This window comes from Sphaerisporangium sp. NPDC005289, assembly GCF_040607455.1.
GTDB classification, from domain to species: domain Bacteria; phylum Actinomycetota; class Actinomycetes; order Streptosporangiales; family Streptosporangiaceae; genus Sphaerisporangium; species Sphaerisporangium rhizosphaerae.
This window is the reverse complement of sequence record NZ_JBEXGS010000009.1, coordinates 132,665-158,998: the sequence shown is the minus strand read 5'-3', so window position 1 is coordinate 158,998 and position 26,334 is coordinate 132,665. Positions and strand designations below refer to the sequence as shown.

Annotated in this window: 24 protein-coding genes and 1 tRNA gene; 15 read left to right on the top strand and 10 right to left on the bottom strand. The window is 71.4% G+C overall.

Annotated elements, in window-relative coordinates; all coding sequences use genetic code 11:
• Positions 1-24 precede the first annotated feature (24 nt).
• The 3 genes from ricT (at position 25) to ABZT47_RS18020 (ending at position 2,761) form a co-directional block, all read left to right on the top strand.
• On the top strand, positions 25-861 hold the full coding sequence (ricT, locus tag ABZT47_RS18030) for a regulatory iron-sulfur-containing complex subunit RicT (RefSeq protein WP_354843173.1): 837 nt from the start codon (positions 25-27) through the stop codon (positions 859-861).
• Positions 862-1,092: 231 nt separating this feature from the next.
• Positions 1,093-2,601, top strand: coding sequence for an alpha/beta hydrolase (locus ABZT47_RS18025; RefSeq protein WP_354842766.1), 1,509 nt, complete (start codon positions 1,093-1,095; stop codon positions 2,599-2,601).
• 83 nt (positions 2,602-2,684) lie between these two features.
• Positions 2,685-2,761: transfer RNA gene (locus ABZT47_RS18020), tRNA-Thr, on the top strand.
• 165 nt (positions 2,762-2,926) lie between these two features.
• On the opposite strand, the gene ABZT47_RS18015 is transcribed toward ABZT47_RS18020, so the two are convergent.
• Positions 2,927-3,322, bottom strand: coding sequence for a tyrosine-type recombinase/integrase (locus ABZT47_RS18015; protein ID WP_354843170.1), 396 nt, complete (start codon positions 3,320-3,322; stop codon positions 2,927-2,929).
• Positions 3,323-3,762: 440 nt separating this feature from the next.
• On the opposite strand from ABZT47_RS18015, the gene ABZT47_RS18010 reads away from it, so the two are divergent.
• On the top strand, positions 3,763-5,844 hold the full coding sequence (locus ABZT47_RS18010) for a PQQ-dependent sugar dehydrogenase (RefSeq protein WP_354842763.1): 2,082 nt from the start codon (positions 3,763-3,765) through the stop codon (positions 5,842-5,844).
• Between the two features lie 489 nt (positions 5,845-6,333).
• Positions 6,334-6,888: a DUF664 domain-containing protein gene (locus ABZT47_RS18005; protein ID WP_354842760.1), complete on the top strand. Its 555-nt coding sequence runs from the start codon at positions 6,334-6,336 to the stop codon at positions 6,886-6,888.
• Between the two features lie 283 nt (positions 6,889-7,171).
• On the opposite strand, the gene ABZT47_RS18000 is transcribed toward ABZT47_RS18005, so the two are convergent.
• Positions 7,172-8,050 carry an aldo/keto reductase gene (locus ABZT47_RS18000; protein WP_354842757.1) on the bottom strand — a complete coding sequence of 293 codons (879 nt, stop codon included), beginning with the start codon at positions 8,048-8,050 and terminating at the stop codon, positions 7,172-7,174.
• 101 nt (positions 8,051-8,151) lie between these two features.
• Between ABZT47_RS18000 and ABZT47_RS17995 the strand changes: the two genes are divergently transcribed.
• Together ABZT47_RS17995 and ABZT47_RS17990 are read left to right on the top strand one after the other, a co-directional pair.
• On the top strand, positions 8,152-8,757 hold the full coding sequence (locus ABZT47_RS17995; protein ID WP_354842754.1) for a helix-turn-helix domain-containing protein: 606 nt from the start codon (positions 8,152-8,154) through the stop codon (positions 8,755-8,757).
• Between the two features lie 281 nt (positions 8,758-9,038).
• On the top strand, positions 9,039-9,731 hold the full coding sequence (locus ABZT47_RS17990) for a thermonuclease family protein (protein WP_354842751.1): 693 nt from the start codon (positions 9,039-9,041) through the stop codon (positions 9,729-9,731).
• Positions 9,732-9,799: 68 nt separating this feature from the next.
• Here the strand turns inward: ABZT47_RS17990 and ABZT47_RS17985 are convergent, their stop codons facing one another.
• Positions 9,800-10,036: a hypothetical protein gene (locus tag ABZT47_RS17985; RefSeq protein WP_354842749.1), complete on the bottom strand. Its 237-nt coding sequence runs from the start codon at positions 10,034-10,036 to the stop codon at positions 9,800-9,802.
• Positions 10,037-10,054: 18 nt separating this feature from the next.
• Positions 10,055-10,732 carry a hypothetical protein gene (locus ABZT47_RS17980; RefSeq protein ID WP_354842747.1) on the bottom strand — a complete coding sequence of 226 codons (678 nt, stop codon included), beginning with the start codon at positions 10,730-10,732 and terminating at the stop codon, positions 10,055-10,057.
• Positions 10,733-10,905: 173 nt separating this feature from the next.
• Between ABZT47_RS17980 and ABZT47_RS17975 the strand changes: the two genes are divergently transcribed.
• From ABZT47_RS17975 to ABZT47_RS17965, 3 genes are all read left to right on the top strand, one after another.
• Entirely contained in the window at positions 10,906-12,117 is a 1,212-nt protein-coding gene (locus ABZT47_RS17975; protein ID WP_354842744.1) for a HupE/UreJ family protein, read from the top strand.
• Between the two features lie 171 nt (positions 12,118-12,288).
• Positions 12,289-13,893, top strand: a complete 1,605-nt coding sequence (locus tag ABZT47_RS17970; RefSeq protein WP_354842741.1) for a metallophosphoesterase family protein — start codon at positions 12,289-12,291, stop codon at positions 13,891-13,893.
• Positions 13,894-14,129: 236 nt separating this feature from the next.
• Positions 14,130-15,173, top strand: coding sequence for a DUF916 domain-containing protein (locus ABZT47_RS17965; RefSeq protein WP_354842738.1), 1,044 nt, complete (start codon positions 14,130-14,132; stop codon positions 15,171-15,173).
• Here the strand turns inward: ABZT47_RS17965 and ABZT47_RS17960 are convergent.
• Positions 15,126-15,701: a dihydrofolate reductase family protein gene (locus tag ABZT47_RS17960; protein WP_354842735.1), complete on the bottom strand. Its 576-nt coding sequence runs from the start codon at positions 15,699-15,701 to the stop codon at positions 15,126-15,128. The genes ABZT47_RS17965 and ABZT47_RS17960 overlap by 48 nt on opposite strands.
• Positions 15,702-15,757: 56 nt before the next feature.
• A complete protein-coding gene (locus ABZT47_RS17955; protein WP_354842732.1) occupies positions 15,758-16,417 on the bottom strand; it encodes a winged helix-turn-helix transcriptional regulator in 660 nt (219 codons plus the stop codon).
• 249 nt (positions 16,418-16,666) lie between these two features.
• Between ABZT47_RS17955 and ABZT47_RS17950 the strand changes: the two genes are divergently transcribed.
• The 5 genes from ABZT47_RS17950 to ABZT47_RS17930 all read left to right on the top strand — a co-directional run bounded on the left by ABZT47_RS17950 (position 16,667) and on the right by ABZT47_RS17930 (position 21,600).
• The gene (locus ABZT47_RS17950; RefSeq protein ID WP_354842729.1) at positions 16,667-17,134 is read left to right on the top strand and encodes an SgcJ/EcaC family oxidoreductase; all 468 of its coding nucleotides are present in this window, start codon (positions 16,667-16,669) and stop codon (positions 17,132-17,134) included.
• 241 nt (positions 17,135-17,375) lie between these two features.
• The gene (locus ABZT47_RS17945; protein WP_354842726.1) at positions 17,376-18,653 is read left to right on the top strand and encodes a serine hydrolase domain-containing protein; all 1,278 of its coding nucleotides are present in this window, start codon (positions 17,376-17,378) and stop codon (positions 18,651-18,653) included.
• Positions 18,654-18,766: 113 nt separating this feature from the next.
• Positions 18,767-19,144, top strand: coding sequence for a YciI family protein (locus tag ABZT47_RS17940; RefSeq protein WP_354842723.1), 378 nt, complete (start codon positions 18,767-18,769; stop codon positions 19,142-19,144).
• Positions 19,141-20,427 carry a DUF6596 domain-containing protein gene (locus tag ABZT47_RS17935; RefSeq protein ID WP_354842720.1) on the top strand — a complete coding sequence of 429 codons (1,287 nt, stop codon included), beginning with the start codon at positions 19,141-19,143 and terminating at the stop codon, positions 20,425-20,427. The genes ABZT47_RS17940 and ABZT47_RS17935 overlap by 4 nt, the downstream gene beginning before the upstream one ends.
• A 66-nt stretch (positions 20,428-20,493) precedes the next feature.
• Complete coding sequence (locus ABZT47_RS17930; RefSeq protein WP_354842717.1) at positions 20,494-21,600, top strand: sulfite oxidase; 1,107 nt, start codon at positions 20,494-20,496, stop codon at positions 21,598-21,600.
• Positions 21,601-21,678: 78 nt separating this feature from the next.
• Here ABZT47_RS17930 and ABZT47_RS17925 read toward each other — a convergent pair whose 3' ends face one another.
• The 4 genes from ABZT47_RS17925 to ABZT47_RS17910 form a co-directional block, all read right to left on the bottom strand.
• The gene (locus ABZT47_RS17925) at positions 21,679-22,998 is read right to left on the bottom strand and encodes a HAMP domain-containing sensor histidine kinase (protein ID WP_354842714.1); all 1,320 of its coding nucleotides are present in this window, start codon (positions 22,996-22,998) and stop codon (positions 21,679-21,681) included.
• Between the two features lies 1 nt (position 22,999).
• Complete coding sequence (locus tag ABZT47_RS17920; RefSeq protein WP_354842712.1) at positions 23,000-23,851, bottom strand: response regulator; 852 nt, start codon at positions 23,849-23,851, stop codon at positions 23,000-23,002.
• Entirely contained in the window at positions 23,779-24,969 is a 1,191-nt protein-coding gene (locus ABZT47_RS17915; RefSeq protein WP_354842709.1) for an acyltransferase family protein, read from the bottom strand. Before ABZT47_RS17915 ends, ABZT47_RS17920 begins: the two co-directional genes overlap by 73 nt.
• 185 nt (positions 24,970-25,154) lie before the next feature.
• Positions 25,155-26,237: a hypothetical protein gene (locus tag ABZT47_RS17910; RefSeq protein ID WP_354842706.1), complete on the bottom strand. Its 1,083-nt coding sequence runs from the start codon at positions 26,235-26,237 to the stop codon at positions 25,155-25,157.
• Positions 26,238-26,334: the final 97 nt, after the last annotated feature.

Genomic DNA, 26,334 nt, shown 5'->3' with positions numbered 1-26,334 from the left:
AGGAGGCGGAGGCGTTCCGTGGGCATGATCATGGCCGTGAGCTTCACCCGCTACGGACGGCTCTACTATCTCGATCCGGGCGACCACAGTCCCAAGGTCGGCGACAAGGTCCTCGTGCCGACCGAGGCCGGGGCGGAAGTGGCCGAGTGCGTGTGGGCGCCGCAATGGGTGAGCGACGACGTCGAGGGCCTGCCCGTCTGCGCGGGCATCGCCGGCGAAGACCACCTTGAGCGGGACGAGGGTAACCGGCGGCGGCGTGCCGAGGCCCGCAGCGTGTCCAAGCGCCTCATCAAACGGCACGAGCTACCGATGAAGATCGTCGGTGTCGACTACCTCGACGCCGAGAACGTCTACACCGTGTACTTCTCGGCTCCGCACCGGGTGGACTTCCGCGCCCTGGTCCGCGATCTCGCCCGCAACCTGCGAGCGCGCGTGGAGCTGCGCCAGATCGGGCCGCGCGACGAGGCCCGCCTCCAGGGCGGCATCGGCCCCTGCGGCCGTGACCTGTGCTGCGCCACCTTCCTCAAGGACTTCGAACCCGTCTCGGTCCGCATGGCCAAAGACCAGGACCTTCCGGTCAATCCGCTCCGCATCGCGGGGGCCTGCGGGCGGCTGATGTGCTGCCTGAAGTACGAGCACCCGCTGTACCAGGAGTTCCGTTCGGCGGCGCCGCGCGTGGGGGCGGCGGTCGACACGCCCGAAGGGGAAGGCACGGTCATCGGCCACAACGTGCCCTCCGACTCGGTCGTCGTGCGCCTGAACGACGGGGGACGCCGGTGCGCCTGCTCCCGGGCGAGCGTGTGCTCGCCGCGCCAACAGCACGACGCGAGGTACGGCGGACGGGATACCGTCGAGGAGTGAAAGCCCACGTGGGCGGGGTACAACCAAGACGCCGTGCGGTTGATCGACAGCCGGCGTCGCACAACGGGGGAACGGCCCGCGGGGCCTCTGTGACAGAGGCCGGCGGGAATCAGCGGCAAGGGCCCGCCGACGGGCCCGCCGCGACGAAGACGTCTACAACGGGGGATGGGTGGCGGCGCGATGATGCGCTTTTCCGGCGCTAGCCGTACGGCTACCGCATTTGTGGCGGCGATGCTGTTCGCCTCGGCCTGCTCGGCGACGGGCGACGCGGGCAACCGCGCGGACGGGCCGACCTCGACCGGTGGGGACGCCGCCAAGGCCCCCTCGGCCGCGCTCGCGCCCTACTACGGGCAGAAGATCGCGTGGACGGACTGCAAGAACGGCTTCCAGTGCGGCAAGCTCGAAGTGCCCCTGGACTACGCGGCCCCGTCCGGCGACCGCATCGCGATCAGCGTGATCCGCCTCCCCGCGACCGGGAAGCAGCGCATCGGGTCCGTCATCCTCAACCCGGGCGGACCGGGCGGCTCCGGCATCGAGTACGCCCGCGCCGCCAAGACCGTGCTGACGCCCGCCATCCTCGCCCGGTTCGACACGGTCGGCTTCGACCCGCGCGGAGTCGGGGAGTCCGCGCCGGTCCACTGCCTGTCCGGCCCCCAACTCGACAAGTTCATCGGGCTGGACGGCACGCCCGACGACTCCGCCGAGGTCAAGGAGCTCGCCAAGGGCGCCAAGGACTTCGCCGAAGGATGCCAGGCCAAGTCGGCCAAGCTCCTCCCGCACGTCGGCACCGCCGACGCCGCCCGCGACATGGACGTCCTGCGCGCCGTCCTCGGCGACCAGGGCATGACGTACCTGGGCAAGTCGTACGGCACCTACCTGGGCACCGTCTACGCCGACCTGTTCCCGAAGAAGGTGCGCGCCCTGGTGCTGGACGGCGCCATCGACCCCGCCCTCGCCCCGGTCCCGACGGTCAACGCCGCCCAGGCGCGCGGCTTCGAGGTCGCGTTCCGCTCCTTCCTCGCCGACTGCTTCAACCAGACCACCTGCCCGTTCTCCCCGAAGAACACCGACGCCGCGCTCGCGCAGCTGACCACCCTGCTGAAGAGCACCGACGAGCACCCGCTGCGCAACAACACCGGCGACGGCCGCAAGATCGACGAGTCGTGGACGACCCTCGGCATCGTCACCGCCCTGTACGACAAGCGCTCCTGGCCCGTGCTCCGCACCGCCCTCGCCCAGGCCTTCCGCGGGGACGGCACCACCCTGCTGCGGCTGGCCGACATCCTGGTCGACCGTCACCAGGACGGCAGCTACTCCAACCAGACCGAGGCCAACATGGCCGTCAACTGCATCGACCACCCCTACCCGCGAGACACCGCCGCCTACGAGGACGCCGCCCGCGCGGCGCAGAAGGAGTCCCCGCACTTCGGCGCCTACGTCATGTGGGGCTCCCTGCCGTGCGAATACTGGCCGGCCAAGCCCATCGGCACCGACAAGCCGCTGAAGGCCGCCGGCTCCCCGCCCATCCTCGTCGTCGGCACCCAGCGCGACCCCGCCACGCCGTACGAGTGGGCCAAGGCCCTGGCCTCGCAGCTGTCCTCAGGAGTGCTCCTGAGCTACGACGGCGACGGTCACACCGCCTACCGCACCGGCTCGAGCTGCATCGACGCCGCCGTCGACCGCTACCTGCTCAGCTTGACCACGCCCAAGACCGGCACCCTCTGCCCCAAGGTCACCTGACCCCGCCATCCGCCCGCCACCGACGTGAGCGAGAACGCCCGGAAACCTGTAGACTTCCACACGCTGCGGGTACCCCGTGGCACGCCGCCTTAGCTCAGTCGGCCAGAGCGACGCACTCGTAATGCGTAGGTCAAGGGTTCGATTCCCTTAGGCGGCTCCAGCTCAGAGGCCCCTCCCAAGATCAGGAGGGGCCTCGTTGCTAACACTCTTGCTAACGCGGCCTGGTCGTTCGAGATCTCACTTTTAGCATTTGGGCTAGATCTCACTTTTGCCGTAATCGGTTATTCGAAAAATCTCGCACAGATGTCTTAGTGATGTCATATTGCTAATCCCCTCCTTCTGCTAGATATTTACTTCTGCGATGATTATTTGCGCACAGTCTAAAAATTCGAGCTGTCTCCGCAGACCGGATGACGTGGGCATATACCCGAAGGGTGATGGCAGGGTCGGCATGACCTAGCCGGGCCGCTACCACGTGCACAGGGACGCTGGCCAAGAGAAGTGTGGTCGCGTGAATATGGCGAAGATCGTGTAGGCGTGCGTACGGGAGTGGTTCCGCCGGCGGGTCGTCCTTTTTCTGCTTGTTGTAGGTATTGATGAGGTCGCGCATCAGGCCGGTCACCGTGTCCGGGTAGATGGGTACTCCCCGGCATCTCGCGGTCTGGTCTGGTCTGGTTCGGGCAGAGGGGTTCGGGGAGCGGGCGGGCGGTGAATGTTTCATCTCGGGATCGATGATCTTCAGGTGGCATCCCATGTGACGCAGAGGCACCGCCCGCGGCCGAGCCCCACGTCAAGGCGCGGTCACCCGCGTGAGGCGCCCCCGTCGCCGGACCTGGCGTGCCGCCCGCCATTGGACGGCTTCGGTGAGCGGGCAATCCGATATGCCACATTCGCCGGGAGTCGTGACAATATTTCTGACAGCATTGTCAGAGAGGTGCTGTCATTCCTGACGGACTCTGTCGCATTTTGCTGGATCTGGCAGCGAGCGGACCTCACGGGGTGCGGTGGGCGGCGCCGTACCTCGAGCCCGGGCCGCGCCGTCGCCGCAATGCGCCGGCCGGCTTCTCGGTGGTGACCGCGCACCGCGGTGCCGCCGGCGCCGCGCGAGACCCCTCCCCTGGCAACCCCACCCTCGAACGACCCCGGTAAGGACTGATACGAATGTTCGCCTTAACCACCCGCGGACGGCCGTGGCCGCGCGCTCTGGCCGCCTTCGTGGCCGCGCTCGCCTCGGTGGCCGCCATGATCGTGGCGAGCTCGACGCCCGCGTCGGCGGCCACCTCGACCGTGGTCGGCGTGGCGTCCGGCCGCTGCCTGACCGTGGCCGGCAACTCCACGACGCCAGGCGCCCGCGTCACCATCTACGACTGCAACGGGCAGGCGAGCCAGACGTGGACCTCCACCACGGCGGGAGAGCTCCGGGTGTACAGCTCCCCGAGGTGCCTGGACGTGGTCGGCCAGGACACCACGCCCCCGGCCACGCTGCAGATCTCCACCTGCACCGGGGCGGCCGGCCAGAAGTGGCGGATCAACTCCGACGGCAGCATCGTCGGCGTGCAGTCCGGCATGTGCCTGGACGTGAGCGGAGGCCGGACCACAAACAACACCCCGGTGCAGTTGTGGACGTGTAACGGGCAGAGCAACCAGAAGTGGACGACGTCCACCGGAAGCGCCGACACCCAGCCTCCGACGGTGCCGGGCAACCCGCGGGTGAGCGGCCTGGTGTGCGACTCGGTCACGTTCGCGTGGAGCGCCTCCACCGACAACGTCGGAGTGGCGTTCTACGACGTCTACCACGACGGTCAGCTGATGAAGTCGGTGAGCGGGACCACCCTGTCCACCACCCTCACCGTGGTCCCCGGTTCGACGTGGGGTCTGTACGTCAACGCGCGCGACGCGGCGGGCAACGTCTCCCAGGCGAGCGCGACGGTCACGATCACGCCACCGCAGTGCCAGTCCGACACCCAGGCGCCCACCGCCCCGAGCCGGCTCACCGGCTCTGCGTCCGGCACCACGGTGACGTTGCAGTGGACCGCGGCCACCGACAACGTCGGGGTCCGCGCCTACCTCGTCTACCGCGGCGGCACGCTGGTGGGCACGGTCACCGGCAACCCGCCGGCCACCACCTTCATCGACAGCGGGCTGTCGGCGAACACGAGCTACCAGTACTACGTGGTGGCCCGCGACGCGCAGTCCAACGTCTCGTCGCGCAGCAACACCGCGACCGTGACCACCGGCGGGGGGTGCGCCGACTCGGTGTGCGGGGTGACGCAGATCGCGACCGAGACCGACCTCCCGTGGGGTCTGCTCACGCTGCCCGACGGCACGATCCTCTACAGCCGCAGGGACGTCCACGACATCATCCACCTCGACCCGGCCACCGGGGCGAAGACCAACATCGGCACGGTGCCGAACGTCGACGACACCGACGGTGAGGGCGGCCTCATGGGGCTGGCCATCGCCCCCACCTTCGCCAGCGACCACTGGCTGTACATGATGCACACGACGTCGACCGACAACCGGATCGTCCGCATCAAGCTGGAGAACGACCAGCTCACCCTCAGTTCTGAGCAGATCCTGCTCACCGGGATCCTGCGCAACAAGTACCACAACGGCGGCCGCCTGCGGTTCGGCCCGGACGGCAAGCTGTACGCCAGCACCGGCGACGCCCAGAACGGCGACAACGCGCAGAACCTGAACGGCCTCAACGGCAAGATCCTGCGGCTCAACCCGGACGGCACCGTGCCGTCGGACAACCCGTTCGGCACCTACGTGTGGAGCTACGGGCACCGCAACCCGCAGGGGCTGGCGTTCGACTCGCAGGGCCGGCTGTGGGAGCAGGAGTTCGGCAACTCCATCATGGACGAGACCAACCTGATCACCAAGGGCGGCAACTACGGCTGGCCGGCGTGTGAGGGGACGACGGGCACCTGCGGCACCGCCGGGTACATCGCGCCCAAGCGCACCTACCCCGTGGCGGAGGGCTCCTGCTCCGGCATCGCCATCGTGAGCGACGTGATCTACATCGCCTGCGAGCGCGCCACCCGGCTGTACCGCGTGCCGATCAGCGGGAGCAGCCTGCCCAGCGCGCAGGTGTTCTTCAACGGCACCTACGGCCGGCTGCGCACTGTGGAGCCCGCTCCCGACGGCGGCCTGTGGCTGACCACCAGCACCCAGGGCGACAAGGACGGCATCCCGAACAACGGAAACGAGAAGATCTTCCACGTCACGCTCGGCTCCTAGCCGGCACGACGGCGCGGCCGGTGGTCTTCGCGGACCACCGGCCGTCCGGCCGTCCGGCCGTCCGGGCGCGGCCCGGTCCGCCGCGGCGGCCGGTGCCGGGCCACAAGGGGCGCCGCCACGAGCTCAGGAGCCGCCGAGCCCCGGTATAGGCGGCCAAGCGGAATAACGCGAAGAGCCGGTGTCCTTCCGCGGCCTTGAGGAAAGCACGGAGCCGGCCCGTGATCCAGATCGTTCCTGGCTCGTCGCGCTCAACTCGAGGTCGCTTCGCCCGCTCGACCGCCGACACTCGCCGTACCCATGCCGAGGCTGAGACTCCGGTAAGCCGTCACCGCGACGGGAGAGGGAGCCGCGGTCACCGAGTTCCCTGCGGGAGATGGCCGCAGCGGTCAGGCGAGGGTGATCAAGGTCAAGGCGGTGGAGGAGCCGGGCAGGATGTCGCGAAGGGCCATGTCGAGCCGCTTCCGGCTCACCTGTGCCAGGGTTGCGGTTATGACCGATACTCCCTGGGAGCCGCCGTTGGCCGGTGACGAGGTCGCGCACCTGGTGGGTGCGCTCGAGCGACTGCGTACCACCTTCCGCTGGAAGGCCGACGGCCTCGACGAGGATGGGCTGCGGACCCGCGTCGGCGCCTCCACGCTCACCCTCGGCCGCCTCCTCAAGCACCTGGCCGTGGTGGAAGACCACATGTTCAACGTCAAGTTCCAGGGCAAGTCGATCGGTTCACCGTGGGAGGAGCACTGGGAAGGCGGCGATGACTGGCAGTTCACCTCCGCCGACACCGACGGCCCCGAGCATCTGTATCGGCTGTGGGACGACGCCGTCGCCCGTTCGCGCGCAACGCTGGAGGCCGCGCTGGCCGGCGGCGGCCTCGATCAGCTCGCTCACATCTCCACTCCCGGTGGGGAGCACGCCAGCCTGCGCCGGCTGGTCTGCGACCTGATCGAGGAGTACGGCAGGCATACCGGCCACGCCGACCTTCTCCGCGAGGCGGTCGACGGCCGGGTCGGCGAGGACCCTCCTCCCGGCTGGGGCCCGGTGAGTTGAGCATCGGTCATGCCGGCTTGTCGGCGGCTCTGGGAGGTGTTCACGCCGGGTCGGGGGAAGAAGGCCCAGGCGGGAAGCGAACCATCGGGTAGGGCGCGGCGTAGGGCTTCGGGGCCGTGCGCCTCGACGGCCCGGGCGCACAGCGCATCCGATCAGCATCGGGATCGGCGGCACGGCGACCATCGGTTCCGTCTTCCGTGAGTCGCTTCGCCCACACGAGGAGCCGCCTTGCGCTTCCCCCTCTTGAGGGTGCTTCCTCGAACCGCTTTCCGGGTGTTTCCAGCTATGTGGGCGTGTTCTGGGACAGGGCGTTGAAGGCCGTCGTCGCTTGCTGGTCCAGGTGGATCCGGGTGACCGCGACGTTGTCGGCCAGGTGGGCGAGGTTGCGGGTGCCGGGGATCAGCAGCGTGGCCGGGCTGTGGCCGAGCAGCCAGGCCAGCCCGGCCTGAGCAGGGGTGATGCCGAGGCGTCCGGCGTGCGCGATGACGACGGGGTCGTCGGTGACGCTGGGCAGCCGGTCGAAGGCCGATCCGAGCGGGAAGTACGGCACCCAGGCGATCCCTTGCTCGGCGCACTCGGTCAGCATGTCCTCGTGGTCGCGGGTGAGGACGTTGTACAGGTTCTGCACGCAGACGATGCCGGCCGGAAGGGCCTGCCGCAGCTGCGCGAGGTCGACGTGGCTCAGGCCGATGCCGCCGATCTTGCCCTCGTCGCGCAGGGCGATGAGCTCGGCGAGCTGGCTGTCCAGGTCGACCAGTTGGTCGCCACTGGCGATGATGCCCGGTGGCACGTCGGCCCGGCGCAGGTTGACCACCGCGAGGCGCTCGGTGCCGAGGGTGCGCAGGTTGTCCTCGACCGACGCCCGTAGTTCCGCCGGCTTCTGGGCGGTGACCAGCCGCTCGGTCGGATGCGTCACCGCGCCGACCTTGGTGACGATCTGCAGGTCGTCGGCGTACGGATGCAGAGCGGTCCTGATGAGGTCGTTGGCCGCGCCGTAGAACTGGGCCGTGTCGAGGTGGTCGACGCCGAGTTCGATCGCGCGGCGCAGAACCTTGACGGCTTCCGCGGGGTCGCCGTGTTCGAGCTGCATGGCGCCGAAGCCGGCCCGCAGGACATCGTGATCGCCCAGCTTCCCGTACGCGTACGCATGCGTCGTGGTCATGATCGTGGACCTCCGGATACGATGACCGTAAGCGGAACCGATTCCGCTCAGTTCGGTCTGACCCTAGCAGAAGCGGAACCGATTCCGCTTGAGAGGTTGAGGTGATCGCGGTTTCCGAGTCCGAGCGACGCCCCGGCGCCCGCAGGGACGCCCAGCGCAACCGCCAGCGCATCATCGACGCGGCCACCCGCGCCCTCACCGCCGGCCCAGAGCCCGTCAAGATCGAGGCCATCGCCCGCGAGGCGGGAGTCGGCGTCGGCACGCTCTACCGCAACTTCCCCTCCCGCGACGCCCTGGTCGAGGAGGTGTACCGCAGCGAACTCGCCCGCCTGTGCGCCATGGCCGCGCAACTGGTGAGCGACCTCCCGCCGGCCGACGCCATGCGCGAGTGGATGCGCCGCTACCAGGACTTCGTCGCCACCAAACACGGCATGGCCGAAGCCCTGCGCGCGGTGATCGCCAGCGGTGCGATCAGCTCCGGGCAAACCCGCGAGCACCTCGAGGTCGCCATCGCCACCATCCTCGACGCCGGCCGGGCCGACGGCAGCCTGCGTGCCGACGTCCGACCGGCCGACGTCTCCGCCAGCATGGCCGGCATCATGCTGACCGCCGCCGACGTCGCCCAGGCCACCCGGATGCTGCAACTCCTCGTCGACGGCCTGCTCGCCCGGGATGTCGATGGCCTGCTCGCCCGCGATCGGTCCTGAAGGAGCCGCCACGCGGCCCGCCTTCGCCTCTCTGGCCGGCCGTTCAACCGCACCGCCCGTACCACCGCCGCCGGTACAACCTGTCGCGGGCGCCCGGGTGACAGGGCTGGAGCGACGCCTTGGCCGCCCTTAACGAACCCGCATGGCCGGCTCTGGAGGGGATTCCGGACTCGCGGGGCAGGGGTGCGACGAAGTGGCGTGTCCGGATCGGGACACGCGGACAACCGGGGCTCTTCGTGCCCCGTCTCTCCTGAGTCACTTCACTCACACAAGGAGCCATCTTGCGCGCCCGCCTCTTACTCGCCGGGGCCCTGGTGTCCGGCGGCCTGGTCGTCCCCTCTCTGCCCGCCGCCGCTGCCGCCGCGCCGCTCGGGGCCCTGGCCGCCAAGGTGAAGGCGGTGGTCGACGGCGACACCGTGGACGTGGTCTACAAGGGCAGGACACTGCGGGTGCGACTGCTGGACGTCAACGCGCCCAACAAGGGTCAGTGCTGGGCGGCGGCCGCGACCGCGCACACCGCGGCCCTGCTCGCCCCGAGGACGACCGTCCGCCTGCTCAAGGACAAGACGGCGCGCGACTCCGCCGGCCGGTACCTGTTCTACGTGTGGAACACCGCGGGGACGTTCGTGAACCGCAACCTGGTCCGCTACGGGTACGCCAAGGCGGGCCAGATGGGGGCCAACGCCAGGTACATCAAGCCGTTGCGCGAGGACCAGGCCGCGGCCAGGGCCGCCCGCCTGCGCATCTGGTCGGGCCGGTGCGACGGCGGCCCGCAGGCCACCCCCAAGCCCAGCCCCAAACCCACCCCCAAGCCCACCTCCGAGCCGCCGCCCCCGCCGTCCGGGAACGACCCGCGCTTCAGCACCTGCGCCGAGGCCAACCGCAACGGCTACGGCCCGTACTACCGCGACAAGGACCCGGAGTACCACTGGTACCAGGACCGCGACGGCGACGGCATCGTCTGCGAACGCTGACACATGCTCGAGCGCGCCTTCCCGAGACTCGGCACGATGACCAGGGTGGGAGACGCAGGCTTGTGACCTCAGGGGACGGCCGCGTGCGGCCGTTCAGGGCCTGAGTGTTCGCGGATGTGGTCGGCGTAGCCGACCGCGACCGTGTCGTAGGAAGCGCGGGTGTCCGCCAGCCAGCCGTCCCCGTTCATGGTCCGACACGGTAGTGCAGATCTGGCGAACAGCCGGATGTCCGTCATGTCGACGCGGACGGCGACGGGCTCCTCGCCGATCGCGTGAGGGGCCAGGGGCGGGTCGGTCAGGTTCACCGGCCACTCCAGCGATGGTCAGTTGAGCCAGATGACGATGCCGGTCAGGCCGTTGAGGACGGCGGCGACGCCGGCGCGCAGGGCGCGGGCGGCGCGGTCGGGGGTGAAGGTGGCGGGGTCGTACTCCGAGGACATGCCGAGTCCCTCGCCGCGGAAGGACGCTCCGGTCCAGTCGGCGGCGGTGACGTTGGCGGTGGGCTCGGCGAGTTCGGCGCCGATCACGAGGAACCGCTGGTCGAGGTGGTTGGGGGTGACCATGGCCAGCGGGTCGACCAGGTCGTTGCCGGCGCTGACGACCAGGTCGGGCTTCAGGCGGATCGCCTCGCTGATGCGGGCGATGTACTGGTCGGGCCGGGTGGCCGTGACGGCCTTGAGGCTGACGCTCTCCTGCTCGGCCCACTGCGTCACGGCGTTCACCAGCGTCCTGGTCTGGGGGTCGGTCCCCGCGGTGAGCAGCACCACTCGGTAACCCTCCGACGGACGGGTGCCGTCCCACGAGCCGGGGCGCGGGGTGATCGTCGCCTCCGGGGCGGGCGGAGCGGACCGGTCGAGGAATCCGGGGCCGAGGGCGCCCATCGCGCTCGGCCTGGCGTGCGGCCGGGACCAGTCGTCCTCGGAGCCGCATCCGCCGGCCAGCAGGGCGGCGGTCGCGACCGCCACGGCCAGCATTCCGGCGGGCAGACGTCGAGAGCGCATGGGGGTCGTCCTTCGGGCGTGACGGGAGGTGCGTCTACTTCCTACCTCATTGCGAGCCCTCATCCACTATGGGCGATATTTCGGTAAGACGTGGTTCTTGACCCGTTTCCAGGTGCGCCGCCGCTCGTTCATGTCGGCCGAGCAGATTGCGTTCGCCAACCGAAAGGAGTCACATGTTCCGCGCCACCCGGCGTCGTGCCTGTGCCGTCGTCGCCGCGGTGATCGTGGCCGTCCTGCTCAGCGCCGTACCCGCTCTCGCCCATGGATTCAGCTCGACCGTCTACGTCGACCTCACCTCGCCCGGCACCGGGCACGTCCGCGCCCGGCTCGGGCTGGAGTACGACCTGCTCGTCGTCTCAGCCGCCGACGCGCAGAAGGATGATCCGCTCTTCCGGGCGGGGACCGCGGCGTTCGAGGCCGGCGACGCGGCGCGGCAGGGCGCCGCGCTCGACGCCCATGCCGCCTCCGTGCTCGCGTACGTGACCGGGCGCTTCGACGTCACGGCCGAGGGCGAGGCGTGCGCCCCGTCCCAGGACGGCGGGTACACGATCGAGCAACGCGAGGGCGTCCCGTACGCGGTGCTGGTGCTCGACTACCGGTGCCCGGATGCGGCCGACTCGCACGAGGTGCGCAGCGGGCTGTTCCCGGACTCCGAGAGCTACGTGCGCGACAGCAAGACGGTGGTCACCTACGGCCTGGACCTGACGTCGGGGAGCGCCGCGCTCGATTCCAGGCATCCGTCGTTCTCCACGCACCAGTCATGGGCCGAGCGCTTCTGGGAGTTCTTCAGGCTCGGGGCCGAGCATCTGCTCACCGGGCTGGACCACATCCTGTTCCTGCTCGCGCTCATCGCGGGGTCGCGCCGCCTGCGCGAGATCGTGCTCGCGGCGACGACCTTCACCCTCGCCCACTCCGTGACCTTCATCCTGGCCGCCCTCGGCCTGGTGCGGCTGCCGGCGTCGTTCGTCGAGCCCGTCATCGCGCTGTCGATCGCGGTCGTCGCGGGCTGGCATCTGTGGCGGATCTGGCGGCGCCGGTCACACGCCACCGACCTCGTGCCCACCGGGCGCGGTCACTTCGGGTTGGACACCGCGGGCTGGACGCGCCTGGCGGTGGTCTTCTGCTTCGGCCTGGTGCACGGGCTGGGCTTCGCCGCGGCCCTGGGCATCGACCAGGCCTTCTCGTGGACGCTCCTGTGGTCGCTGCTGGTGTTCAACGTGGGCATCGAGGTCGTCCAGCTGGCGATCATCATCGCGGTCTTCCCGCTGCTCGCGCTGCTGCGCCGCCGCCGTCCGGTCGCGGGTCTGTGGACGACGGGAGCGGTCGCGGTGGGCGTGGCGGCGATGGGCCTGGTGTGGTTCGCGCAGCGTGTTCTCGGCATCTGAGATCGCATGCGTGTTCTCGCATCTGAGAGCACATGCGCGATCTCGGCATCTGAGATCGCATCACAACTTCCGGTGCGCGCAACAGTACGCCTGTCTCATGTTCACCTTGAGGACACCGACGTCGGAAACCGTGACAAAGCTCCAAAACACCCTCAAATGGACGGAAACCTGATGAAGCTCGAAAACCGGGCACAGGGCCCCGGGGTCGTCCGACGCCGGCTCGCCCTCGGCGCCACGGCGGCGGTCATGGGCGTCAGCGCGGTGCTGGGCGGTGGCCTGACGGCCGCGGTCCACGCCACCGCCGGCGCGACGACCACCGGAATCATCCTCGGCGTGGGCGCCGACGAGTCGCAGCGCGTCGTGTCCTGGTACTCCTCGGCCGGCACCGCGCAGGTGGTCCAGGTCGCGCCGACCAAGCAGGTGCGCCACGGCGAGTTCCCCAAGCACACCACCACCTTCCCGGCGACGGTCACCGCGAACGTCGTCAACGGCGGCTACAACGCGCACGCCACGATCGACGGCCTGAAGAAGAACACCGCCTACTCCTATCGCGTGGGCACCGAGGGCGACTGGTCCCCGGCCTACTCGTTCAAGACGCGCGACTTCAAGGGCGACTTCGACTTCCTGTTCTTCGGCGACCCGCAGATCGGCTCGTCCGGCGACACCGCCAAGGACGGCGCCGGCTGGGCGGACACCGTGAACGTCGCCCTCGCCGCCAACCCCAGGTCCGAGCTGCTGGTCTCGGGCGGCGACCAGGTCGAGAGCGCCAACACCGAGACGCAGTGGGACGCCTTCCTCGCGCCCGACAAGCTGCGCCAGTACCCGTGGGCCGCCACCATCGGCAACCACGACGTGGGCGGCAAGGCCTACGAGCAGCACTTCTGGACGCCCAACACCGACCGTTCGGCGCCGTACTACAACGGCGACGCGGCCACCCGGTCCGGCGGTGACTACTGGTACGTCTACAAGGGCGTGCTGTTCATCGACCTCAACAGCAACGCCTACGCCGCGGGCTCCGACGCCGCGCACATCAGCTACGTCTCCAAGGTCGTCAAGGAGCACGGCGGCGAGGCCAAGTACACGGTGCTCGTGTACCACCACTCGATCTACTCCCCGGCCAGCCACGCCAACGACGCCGACAACCAGCTGCGTCGCCAGGACTTCCCGACCGCCTTCTCCAACCTGGGCGTCGACCTGGTCCTGCAGGGCCACGACCACAGCTACTCGCGCAGCTACGTGATCAAGAACGGCCAGAAGGCGAACAAGGCCGAGCAGCCGGGCGCCGCCGAGGTGGCGCAGGGTCCGGGCGGGGTCATCTACGTGACGGCGAACTCCGCTTCGGGTTCCAAGTACTACGACCTCACCGCTCCGAACACCACCAAGGACCCGAACTACGGCCCCGACCCGCTCAACCCCAAGAGCCACTGGGCCAACTCGGTCGAGAACCAGGAGCACGTCCGCACCTACGTCAAGGTGCAGGTCCGCGGCGACCGGCTGGTCGTCGAGAACCTGCGCAGCGGCACCTGCGCCGCCCCCAACGCCGCGGTCGAGCTGGGCCAGGAGTCCTGGTGCGGCCCGAACAGCGGCGCGGGCCCCGCGCAGCCGGTCGGCTCCGCCGTCGACAAGGTGGTCATCCGCCCCTACAGCGACGACCACCACGACAACGGCCACGGTGACGACCACGGCAACGGCCACGGTGACGACCACGGCAACGGCCACGGTGGCAAGGGCGAGGACCACAAGCCCGCCGCGACCGAGGCCGCCTGGCTGAAGTAACCGGCCGGGAGCGATGCCGGGGACGCCCACGCTGAACCGGCCCGCCCCCGTTCCCCCTGGTGGGGCGGGCGTCTTCGGGCGCCCGTCCCACCGCACGCGTTCCACCCGCCGTTGGGTGGGCGTCCGGACGCCCGCTCCGCCGCACGCGTTCCACCCGCCGTGGGGTGGGCGGCCTCGGGGGCCCGCTCCGCCGCACGCGTTCCACCCGCCGTTCCCGACCGTTCGAGGATCACCAGATGCGCCCGCCCAGACCGCGTACGACCCCAGCCCTCGCCCAGGCCACCGTCGTGGTGCTGCTCGCCGTGCTCGGCCTGCTCGGCGCGGGGGCCGGGCCCGCCGCGGCGGCGGACGGCGACGTCTCCTGGACGGTCGGCACGGCCGCCGGCGACTTCGGCTCCGGCCGGGAGAACTACCGTTACACCCTCGACCCGGGCGGTCGGCTCCAGGACGGCCTCGTGATCGTCAACCACGGCGCCACGCCGCTCCACCTCGCCGTCTACGCCGCTGACGCCTTCACCGCCGAAGGCGGCCGGCTCGACCTGGTCGCCAAGGACGCGACCTCGACGAAGGTGGGCGCGTGGGTCCACGCGGACCGGCCCGACGTGACGGTCGCGCCCGACGGGTCGGTCGAGGTGCCCTTCACGGTCGCCCTGCCGGACGACGCCGCCCCCGGCGAGTACATGGGCGGCATCGTCACCGCACCGGCCGGGGCCGGCGAGGGGGACGGGCGTCTCGGCATCCGCATCCGCCTGCGCGTCGGCGGCGCGCTCAAGCCGGGCCTGTCGGCGGAGGATCTGCGGGTGCGCTACTCGGGCACGCCCGATCCGTTCGGGAAGGGCGAGGCCACCGTCACCTACACGGTCCGCAACACCGGCAACGCCATCCTCGCCGCCCGGCAGGCGGTGTCCCTGTCAGGGCCCTTCGGACGCTTCGGCGTCCGCGCCGGGCAGATCGGCGACTCGCCCCAGTTGCTCCCGGGCGACACCTGGAAGGTCTCGGTTCCGGTGCGCGGGGTGACCCCCGCGCTGCGCCTGACGGGGACGGTCGCTCTCACCCCGCTGCTCACCGACGCCGCCAACTCGGTCGCCCCGCTCGCCGTCGTCCAGACCACGGCCGGCGCCTGGACCATCCCCTGGACGCTGCTCCTGCTCGTCCTCATCGTCGTGTGCGGCCTCACCGCCGCCGCTCTGGCCATCCGCCGCCGGCGCCGGACGCGGCCCGCGCGGACCGGGTCAGCGGCGGCGCTTGGCCCAGTGGACCAGCAGGATTCCGCAGGCTGACGGGAAGGCCTCGGCCAGCTCGTAGGAGTCGTGGGCCATCGAGGCGTCGAAGATGCGGGGACCGTCGCCGGCGACGCCGGGGTTGACGGCGAGCAGCAGGTCGTCGACGAGGTCGTGGCGCAACAGCGCGCGGGCGAAGCCGGCGCCGCCGAAACACACCAGGTCGCCGGTGGCGGCGGCCTTGGCCTGGCGCGTGGACTCGGCGAGCGGCCCGGTGACGACCGTGGTGTTCGGCCAGGCCGAGACGGTGCCGTGCTCGGTGATGACGAACTTGGGCAGCTCGCCGATGCGGTGCGCGAACCGGTGGTCGGGGTCGCCGGGGTGCTGGTCGGCGGTTCGCTTCCAGTGGTCGAGGTACCCCTCGGAGACCATCGGCCGGCTCAGGACGATGCCGGAGACGGAGTCGAGGAGGTCGTTGAAGCGCTTCCTGAGGTCGGGGCTCCAGGGCCAGTCGGGCCCCCAGTCCCACAGGTTCCAGGTGGAGCCGGGGACGTGGCTGTCGACGCATCCGTCGATGGAGGTCTGCATGTGGAGGATGAGGCGGCCCATGTCCGTCCGTTCTCTCTCGGTGTGCCAGGGGTGTCTCAGGCCGGCGGCGAGGCCGGCGCCTGGAGCAGGTCGGTCAGGTTGCGCGCCGCCCGCGGGTCGCCGTCGAGGTGAAGGTCGCCGGAGCGGACGGCGTCCGCCGGTGTGCGCCGGCCGGCGAGGACGGCGCGCAGGGTGTCGAGGTCGGTGGTGAGCGTCGCGTCCGGCCGTCCGGCGTCGCCGCGGCTGATCTCGATGGACCCCTCGGTGACCTCCACGGCGTAGGTCTCGGGGGCGACGCGCAGTTCGTAGGTGCCGCGCAGCTCGTCGGCGCGCGCGGCGTCGAAGCGGGCCTTGACGCCGAGCAGCAGGGAGTCGCGGCCGAGCTCGCGGTCGGGCGGGGAGGGCGCCCGGCTTCCCCAGCGTCCGAGCCCGAGGAGCACGGGTTCCAGCTCGCGGCCCCACTCGGTCAGCTCGTAGAGGTGCACACGGGCCGGCGCCCCGAGGTCGCGGCGCCGGACGACGCCGTGGCCGGTCAGGTCGGCCAGCCGCTGGGTCAGAACGTTCGGGCTCACGCCGGGCAGGCCGGCGAGCAGGTCGTTGAAGCGTTTGGGACCGAGGAGGAGATCGCGCACCACCAGCAGTGCCCATCGGTCACCGATGACGTCGAGGCCGCGCGCCACGCCGCACGCATCTCCATAGCTCCGCCTGCCGCTCATGCCCGCCAGGCTAGCAGATAACTCCTAAATTAGGATCTTTGCTTGTATATTAGGAGTTGAATCCCGAGCGTCGGGGTCCATGAGCTGCACGAGAACCAGGCCTCGTCCGGGTTCACCAGGAAGGTGAAGGCGCGCCGGACCCCCGGAGTGCGTTCCATCCGCGGCCCCCTGTCCAAACCGGCGGGGGTGCCGCGTCGGTAGAGCGGAGCCGCCGCACGGCGGCCACGGATCTGCGGTGGAGGAACCAAGATGAGCGACGATCCGCACGCGAAGACGAAGACGGAGACGGCCACGGCGGACGACGTCCTGGCGTCACACCCCGATGAGCCCGAACTGCTCGCGGCCTTCGAGGCGACGATGGCGGCGTGGGCGGGCGGCGACGCGAACGCGTTCGCCGACGGTTACGCCGAGGACGCCACGGTGGTGCTGCCCGGGGTGCACCTGAGCGGCAGGGCCGACATCCGGGCCCGCATGGGGGACGCGTTCGCCGGGCCGCTGAAGCACTCGCAGCGCATCCACCAGGTGCGTGGCATCCGTTCCCTCGGCCCCGCGGGCTCGCCCGGTGACCACGCCGTCATCGTCCTCACGCGAAGTGCCACCGTGTTCGCCGGCGAGGCCGAGCCTCCTGCCGACCGGTGGGAACTGGCGACCTGGACGCTCTCGCGGCGCGACGACCGCTGGCTCGTCGAGGCGTACCACAGCTCTCCCGCGGCCTGATCACCCCTCGGGTCCGCCCGTCACGGACCACCGCGGTGCGAGGAGAACCCCGCGCTCGCCGGCGTTCTCGGACCGGCCGGCCGTTGTCGCCTCGTCCCGCAGGCCGCCCTCATACCCGCGAACCATCGAACAGGACCGCTACTCACGATCGAAAGGACGCGATGTGGTGTCACACCAGAGCCGCGTCGTGGCTCTTCATGTCGTCCGCCATGTCATCTGACCAGAGAACGGGGAACGATTCATGCTGACTCGCAGGGATTCGCTGCGTCTGCTCGCGGGGGCCGTCGTGGGAGCCGCCGCGCTGCCCGCCCGGCAGGCGGCGGCCGCCGCGCTGCCCGCCCGCCCGGCCGTCGCGGCCGGCACTCCACCCACCTGGACGGTCACCGGCTCGAGTTCGCCGTCGTTACAGCCCTTCGACGACCTGCTGAGAAGCTTCATGGAGGCGCAGAGCATCTCCTATGCCTCGCTCGCCGTGGTGCGGCAGGGCAGGCTGGTGCTCGCGCGGGGATACAACTCCACGTCGGGCCCGGTCCTGGCCCAGCCGACGTCGTTGTTCCGCCTGGCCAGCGTGAGCAAGCCGGTCACGGCCACCGCGATCATGAAGCTCGTCCAGGACGGCAGGCTCAGCCTGTCGGCCAAGGTGGCGCCGATGCTCGGGCTCAGCACGGCCGCCGACTCCCGGCTCGGTGAGGTCACCGTGCTGCACCTGCTGCAGCACCTCGGCGGCTGGGACCGCTCGGTGTCGTTCGACCCGATGTACCGGTGGGACTTCGCCATCAGCGGCCAACTCCACGTGCCGCTGCCGGTGACGCAGGCGAACATCATGGACTACACCTCCAGGTACACGCTCGACTTCAAGCCCGGAGACAGGTACGCCTACTCCAACTACGGGTACATGCTGCTCGGCAAGGTCGTCGAGAAGGTCACCGGCCTGCCGTACGCGACCTACGTCCAGCAGAACGTGCTCGCCCCGGTGAAGATCACCCGCATGGTGCAGGGCCGCACGGCCCAGAACCTGCGACGGTCCTCGGAGCTCCCCTACTACTCGGAGATGGCTTCCGCGACGACCGTGCTGGACAACTCCGGGGCTCAGGTGCCGATGCCCTACGGGGGGTTCAACCTGGAGAACATGGCCGCGCACGGCGCCTGGCTCTCCTCGGCCGTCGACATGGCGAAGTTCACCACGATCTTCGACGCTCCCGGCCTGCTCACCTCGTCGTCGATCACGCAGGTGTTCGCCCCGCCCGCCATCGACTGGGACGGCTCGTACTACGGTATGGGCTGGTCCGTCCGCCCCGTCGGCGGCGCCCTGAACACCTGGCACGACGGGGCGTATCCCGGCACCTCCACCCTCATGGTCCGGCGGTACGACGGGCTGAGCTGGGTCGTGCTGTTCAATCGGTGGAACGACGCCCTGCAGCGGAACTACACCGATGACATCGACTACCCGTTGCACCAGGCGGCCGACGCGGTCACCTCCTGGCCGGCCACGAACCTGTTCCCGACCTACGGTCTGTGACCCTCGCCTGATCAGCCGTGGCGGGCGCCCCGGCGGGGACCGCCCCGTCGGGGGGCCCGCCTCGTTGTAGTGGTGACGGCGGCGAAAGCCGGTGAACGGAGTGAGGAGGCCGCATGCCGGACTACATGGTGTTGCTCTACGCGCCGGAGGACGAAGACCGGCAGGAGGAGAGGTTCGCGGAGATGCCGGTATGGCTGGAGGTGACCGAGAGCCTCAGGAAGGCCGGGCTGCTCGTCGCGAACGCGCCGCTGCACCCGGTGGCCGCCGCGACGACCGTCCGCGTCCGTGACGGCGAGGTGGAGCTGACCGACGGTCCGTTCGCGGTGACCAAGGAGGTCCTGGCGGGCTACTACGTCCTCAGGTGCGCCGACCTGGACGAGGCGCTGCGCCATGCGGCGCGCATGCCGATCGCGCGCCACGGTTCGGTGGAGGTGCGTCCGATCATGACCACGGCCGAGATCCCGGCCCACGGTCCAGAACCGGCATCGTGAACACGACGGAACCGAGCCACCTGGAACCAGGGACGGGCGACCCGGCCGGGGCGGCGGTCGTGCGGGTGTTCCGCGATGACCGGGCGGCGGTGCTGGCCACCCTGATCAGGTACGCCGGCGACTTCCAGATCGCCGAGGACGCCGTGCAGGACGCGTTCGCCGCCGCGCTCGCCACGTGGCGGCGTGACGGGGTCCCGGCGAACCCGGCGGCGTGGATCACGGTGACGGCGCGGCGGCGGGCGATCGACCGGCTGCGCCGCGACCGGTCGGTGTCCGACCGCGCCGAGCGCCTGGCCGCGCTGCTGCGCCTGGACGAGCAGGAGCACCCCCCGATGGGCGAAGCGAGCCCGATCACCGACGACCGGCTGCGGCTGATCTTCACCTGCTGCCATCCGGCCCTGAACCTGGCGGCCCGTGTCGCGCTGACGCTGCGCACGCTCGGCGGCCTGACCACCGGCGAGATCGCCCGCGCGTTCCTGGTCGCGGAGCCGACCATGGGCAAGCGCATAGTCCGCGCCAAGCGCAAGATCGCCGACGCCGCCATCCCGTACCGGGTGCCCACCGGCGACGAACTGCCCGGACGCGTGCGCGGGGTGCTCCGGGTCGTGTACCTGATCTTCAACGAGGGCTACTCCGCCGGCGAGGGCGACCGTCTCGTGCGCGGAGAGCTGTGTGACGAGGCGATCCGGCTGGGACGGCTCGTGTGCGAGCTCATGCCCGGCGAGGCCGAGGCGTGGGGGCTGCTGGCGCTGATGCTGCTGCACGACGCGCGTCGCGCCGCGCGGGTCGACCGGCACGGCGGCTACGTGGCGCTGCCCCGGCAGGACCGGTCGTTGTGGGACCGGGACCGGATCGGCGAAGGGCTCCGCGCCCTGGAGCGCGCGGCCGGGTTCGCGCGTCCCGGCGAGTACCAGATCCAGGCGGCGATCAGCGCGCTGCACATGCAGGCCTCCGGCGAGGACACGACGGACTGGGCGCAGATCGCGCGGTTGTACGGCGCCCTCGGCAGGCTCACTCCCTCTCCGGTCATCGAGGTCAACCACGCGACCGCGGTCGGGTTCGCCTTCGGGGCCGCGGCGGGCCTGGCGTTGCTCGGGCCATTGCTGGACGAACCCGCCCTCGCGCAGTACCAGCCGTTGCACGCCGCGCACGCCGAGCTGCTCAGGCAGGCCGGTGACCGGACGGGCGCCGCGCGCGCGTACGAGCGGGCGATCGAGCTGTCCGGCAACGCCGTGGAACGGGCCGAACTCGAACGGCGCAGGATGACACTGACGTCGGGCTGAGGGACGGGGGGCCGGGGCGGCGGCTCCCGGCCGCCGCCGGCCGGAGGGGCACGGCATCCTTGGGGGATGGACCCGACACTCGCTGAGATCAGCCTCCCCGGACGGGTGGAGGACACCGACGGCATCAGCGCCGAAGAGCTCGCGCTGGCGGCACGCAACCACGGCATACCGCTGGAGGCGCTGCGGTACGACGTCACGCCGCTCGGGTTGCACTACCTGCTGATCCACTACGACATTCCGGTGATCGACCCGGTGGAGTGGCGGCTGGAGGTGGGCGGCCTGGTCTCCCGGCCGGCGACGTTCGGCCTGGCGGACCTGAAGGAGCTGCCCCGGCGCACCGTGCGGGTGACCATGGAATGCGCGGGCAACGGGCGGGCCAGGCTCGCGCCCCGCCCGGTGAGCCAGCCCTGGCTGGTGGAGGCGGTCGGGACGGCGGAGTGGACCGGGGTGCCTCTGCGCGAGGTGCTCGCCGCGGCCGGCGTCGACCCCGGCGCGGTGGAGGTGGTCTTCACCGGCGCCGACCACGGCGTCGAGCGCGGAGTCGAACAGGACTACCAGCGCAGCCTGCCGCTGTCGGAGGCCATGCGCGAGGAGGTGCTGCTGGCCTACGAGATGAACGGCGCGCCGCTCGCGCCGCAGCATGGCTTCCCGCTGCGGCTCGTCGTCCCCGGCTGGTACGGCATGGCCCACGTGAAGTGGCTGCGCGACATCGAGGTCCTTCGCGAGCCCTTCACCGGGTACCAGCAGAGCGTCGCCTACCGCCTGCGCCGGCAGCCGGACGAGCCCGGCGACCCGGTCACGCGCATCAGCCCCCGGGCGCTCCTGGTGCCGCCGGGTTTCCCCGACTTCATGTCCCGCACGCGGGTCGTGCGGCCGGGGCCGGTGACGCTCGAAGGCCGCGCCTGGTCCGGCGGCGACGCGGTCGAGCGGGTGGAGGTCAGTGTGGACGGCGGGCGAAGCTGGTCACCCGCGGCGCTCGCCGAGCCGGACGGGCACCGGTGGGCGTGGCGGAGGTTCACCTTCGACTGGCACGCGGAGCCGGGGATGCACGTCCTGTCGGCGCGCGCGACCACCGCCGGCGGCCTGGGCCAGCCCGAGACACAGGCGTGGAATCGGGGCGGGTTCGCCAACAACGCGATACAGCGGGTGGCGGTGGCCTGCCTGGGGGCATAGCGCACAGCGTCCGGCACGTGAGAAGCGCGGAGGCGCGGCGCGGTCTCGGCGGTCCTTCGCGCCGCGCCGGGTTCGTGCTCAGCCGTTCGTGCGGTCCGTGGCATGCGCGCTGGTGGGATGGGGGACGGGTAGGCGCAGGGTGGCCACGGCGCCGCCGTCCGGCGCGTTGGCGAAGGTCAGCGTGGCGCCGATGACGTGAGCCTGACCGAGAGCGATGGTCAGCCCGAGGCCGTGGCCGTGCCCGCGTTCGGCCGCGCCGGTGCGGAACCGTTGCGGTCCGCCGTCGAGCACGGCGTCCGGGAAGCCGGGGCCGTGGTCGCGCACGACGACCGACGTGCCCTCCACGGCGACCTCGACCGGGGCGCGGCCGTGCCGGTGGGCGTTGATGACCAGGTTGGCGACGATGCGGTCCAGGCGCCGCGGGTCGGTCTCGGCCATGGCCGCTCCGGCGTCAGCGACGCGCGCGGGGAGCCCCGTACGGGCCACCGACTCCTCGACGACCTCGCCCAGCGGCACCCGGGCCAGGTCGGCACGCTCGACCCCCGCGTCGAGCCGCGAGATCTCCAGCAGGTTCTCGACCAGGGCCCGCAGCGCCCCCACCCGATCTCTGACCAGATCGGTCGCCTCGCTCTCCGGCAGCAGCCCGGCGGCGGTGACCAGGCCCATCAACGGGGTGCGCAGTTCGTGGGCGACGTCGGCGGTGAAGCGCCGCTCGCTGAGCAGGCGGTCGCGCAGGCTGTCGGCCATCAGGTCGACCGTGGCCGCGATCTCGCTGATCTCGTCGCCGCGCCGGCCGCCCGCCACGGACCCGGCCCGGTCGTGCCCGCGCCCGGAGGTGCGGGCGTCGAGGTCGCCCGCGGCGATGCGGCGCGCGGTGCGGGCCACCCGTCTGAGCCGCCGGTTCGGCAACTCGGCCGCGAGCGCCGCCAGCGGTACGACGACGGCGAGCGCGGCCAGCGAGGCCATGACGATGTGCCGGTCGAGGGCGCGCAGGCTGCGCAGGTCGGCGCCCATGTCGACCTGCGCGGCCAGCACCCGGCCGTCGACGCGCTGGGCCGCCCACATCCACGGGACCTCGGGGTTGCCGTCGTCGTACCAGGTGGCCATCTGGTCGCTCCGCCGGACCTGCCGGGTCAGGGCCGCAGGCGGCGGCGCGTCGGCCGCGAAGGTGCCGCCGGTGGAGCCGGTGCGCCGGTAGGCGTCCACGATCGGCAGCAGCGCGGCCGTGGCCCGTTCCCTGCCCAGGGCGAGGGAGCGGTCGAACGTGCTGCGATGGACCAGCACCCCGATGCCCAGCGCCATCCCGCACGCCGCGAGGGCCACCAGCGCGGCGATCTTCCAGCGCAGCGAGTTCACGTTCAGCGGGCCGGGCGCCGGCCGCACGGCGGTGTCGTCCATCTCAGCGCCGCAGCTTGTAGCCGAAGCCGCGGACGGTCTCGATGCGCTCGGCCCCGATCTTCTTGCGGAGCCGCTGCACGCACAGGTCCACGACGCGGCTGTCGCCGTCCCAGCCGTAGTCCCAGACGTCGCGCAGGAGCGTCCGCCGATCGAGCACGATGCCCGGATTGGCGGCGAACTCCAGCAGCAGCCGCAGCTCGGTCGGCGCCAGCGCCACCTGCCGTCCGGCACTGAAGACCTCCAGGCCGGCCGGGTCGATGGCCAGGTCGCCGAACACGAGCAGGCCGTGCGGGCCGGCCGGGCCGCCCGCGGGGGAGGGGACGTTCCGGCCGGCCGCGGCGCCAGGACCGGCGGCGGCTTGGGAGGTGGGCGCGGTGGGCGCTTCGAGGGCGGGCGCGGAGGTGGGTCCGACGGTGGGTTCGGCGGTGGGTTCGGCGGTGGGTTCGGTGGAGGCGAAGGTGGCGCGGCGCAGCAGTGAGCGGATCCTGGCCACCAGCACGGAGATGTCGACCGGCTTGACGACGTAGTCGTCGGCGCCGGCCTCCAGGCCGGAGACGACATCGAGGGAGTCCCCGCGCGCGGACATCATCAGGATCGGCTCCAGGCTCGATTCCCGGATCCTGCGGCACAGCCCGATGCCGTCCAGCACGGGCAGCATGACGTCGAGCAGCAGCAGATCGTGCCGCCGCTCCCGGAACAGCTCCAGCGCGGTCAGCCCGTCGCCGGCCACGGTGACCCGGTAGCCGTAGCGCTCCAGCGCCATCGCCACCGTCTTGCGGATCACCTCGTCGTCCTCGACGAGCAGGATCGTGACCGGCTCGGACGCGCCGCCGCGAGCGGTTGGAACAGACATCTCCTCCAACCTATAGCCGTCCCGAGGGTGGTGACCGACCGCGCCCGGCGCCAGGTGGGCAGGTCGAACAGCCAGGTCGCCCCCATCTTGGGGAGTACGGCCTCCACCAGCAGGCACACGGCCACCACCAGCGCGGTCATCAGCACCGGGTGAACGACCGCGAGGACGTACCGCGCCTGCGTCCCGGCGTGGGACAGGGGCGCGACGAGCGCCCGGTGCAGCAGGGCGAGCACCGGCATGTGGATCAGGTAGACGGCGAGGGTGCGGCGTCCCAGCCAGGCCAGAGCGCCGCCGACCACGGGGACGGCGGCCACCGCCGGGGCCGCGGACACGCCGAACACGGTGGCCAGAACGCAGACGGTCGGCCAGACACCGGGCAGATGCCGCGTACCGGTCACCGCCATCACGGCCAGCGCCAGCGAGTACGCGGACCCGGCGAGCAGTGCACGCCGCCCGCCCGTGGTCGAGGCGAATCGCTCCACCTGCGGGCGTAGGTGCAGCCCGGTGAGGAAGAACACCAGGTTCTGCAGCAGGGACCCTCGGTTTCCCGCGGTGGGTAGGACGCCGGCCGACACGACGACCGACAGGACGAGGGCGGCGGCGATCACCACGGGCGCCGGCACCCGACGCAGGGCCTTCGCGAGCGCGAAGTAAAGCGCGAGGGCGTAGAGGTACCACAGGTTGGGCGGGCTGATCGTGAGCTGCTCGGCCAACTCGGCCCAGCCGTGCGCGCCGGCGGTGCCGAACCCGGGGGCGAAGCCGAGCAGCACCGTGTGGATCGACACCCACAGCACGTACAGGTAGAGGTGCCGCGTCACCCGGCCGCGCGCCACCGTGCGCCAGGGCCGGTGGAAGGCGCCGGCGGCGAACATGCCGGAGATCGTGAAGAACAGCGGCATCCGCAGTGTCAGGAGCTGGTCGCCGAGCATGCCCCAGATGCCCGGGATGGGCACGCCGAGATTCCAGCCGACCCGCAGGTAGTGCTTCGTGATGACGTGCCAGAGCACCACCAGCAGGATGCACGCGCCCTTGGTCGTGTCGGCCCACCCCATCCGCTCCGCCGCCCGCTGGGGGCGGAGAAGCGTGGGCGTGGGGCTGGGCGTGGGAATGGGGAACATCGCGGACCACCTCGGGGAGAACCGGTGTGCCGTACCGGCCCACCGGGGCAACCCTGGGCGAGGCGCGTGTCCGCGATGCCGTGACGGCGCATCCGCGACCGCTCAGCCGTGTATCAACTCAACCGGCGCCGCCATCGCCATCGCCACTGGCGCCGCCCGCTGGAGCGCGTCGCATGCCTGCCGGTCTAGGAGCGGGACGCGTCCGCTGCCATGGCACGGGAGGCGTGGGCCAGGGCGGTGATGCCCGCGCCGGCCAGCAGCCCGGCCGGGATCAGGTAGGCCGGCGCGGAGGCATCCAGGCCGAACGGCGGCAGCCCGGCGACGGTGCGCAGGACCAGCACCGTGAACAGGCCCGCGTACCCGGCGATCGCCATCGCCACCAGCCACACCTGACGGCGCCGGGACAGCCCGCCGAGTCCCAGCAGCCACGCGATGACGCCGAGGACCTGGACGGCGTGCATGGGGACGGCGTGCGCGGACTTCATCGCGCCGGCGGCGCCGTAGGTCGTCATCGAGACGGTGAGCGGCGTGGCGCCGGCGTCGACCAGCGCGTCGCCGTGCATGATCATCCAGGCGCCGGCGGCGAGCGCCGTCACCAGCCCCACCAGCCCCGCCCGGAGCGCCCAGGCCATCGGCGCGGGCGCGGTCGTGCGGACGAAGGAGGCGACCGCCATGACGACGATGACCAGGACCATGCCTCCGATGACCCACCCCGCGGCCTGGAACAGGGCCTTGTCCAGCGGCGTCGTCTCGTTGAAGTGCGAGGCGACGCCGCGGGCGTGCTGCATGGAGATGTAGGCGACCTCTCCGGCGGCCGAGGAGCACAGCAGGACCGACAGCACCCAGCCGATCCACCGGCGCACCGGCAGGTACGCGGCGACCGCGCCGAGCGTCGCCGTGGTCATGCCGAACGACACGCCGAAGGTCACGGGCTTGCGCCAGGACAGCGGGCCGGACGCCGTGCCGCCCATCACGGCCCACAGGACCGCGTGGCCGAGCCCGATGGCGATCAGGATCGCCCCGGTGACGTAGGCCAGGCGCCGGTAGCCGGGAGCCTCGTCCCACGAGGCGCGGGCCGCGGCACGGGCGCGGCCGAACAACGCCGCGACCCCGCTCCTGGGCAGCGGGTTCACGCTCAGCGGCGCGCCGAATCCGGTGGCGGAGGTTGTGTCGGTCACGGGACGGGCGGGGACGCCGGTCGCCGGGAGCGAAGATGCGGTGAGGGCGGAAGGGATGATCGTGCCGGGGCGGGGGGTTGGGCTGGACATCGGGAGCCTCCCTGAGGGCCGCGATGACGGCGCGGACGCCGAGGACACCAGGACCGTAGGCCGCCGCCCCTTCCGCCCGGATCCCCCGCGCCGCCCA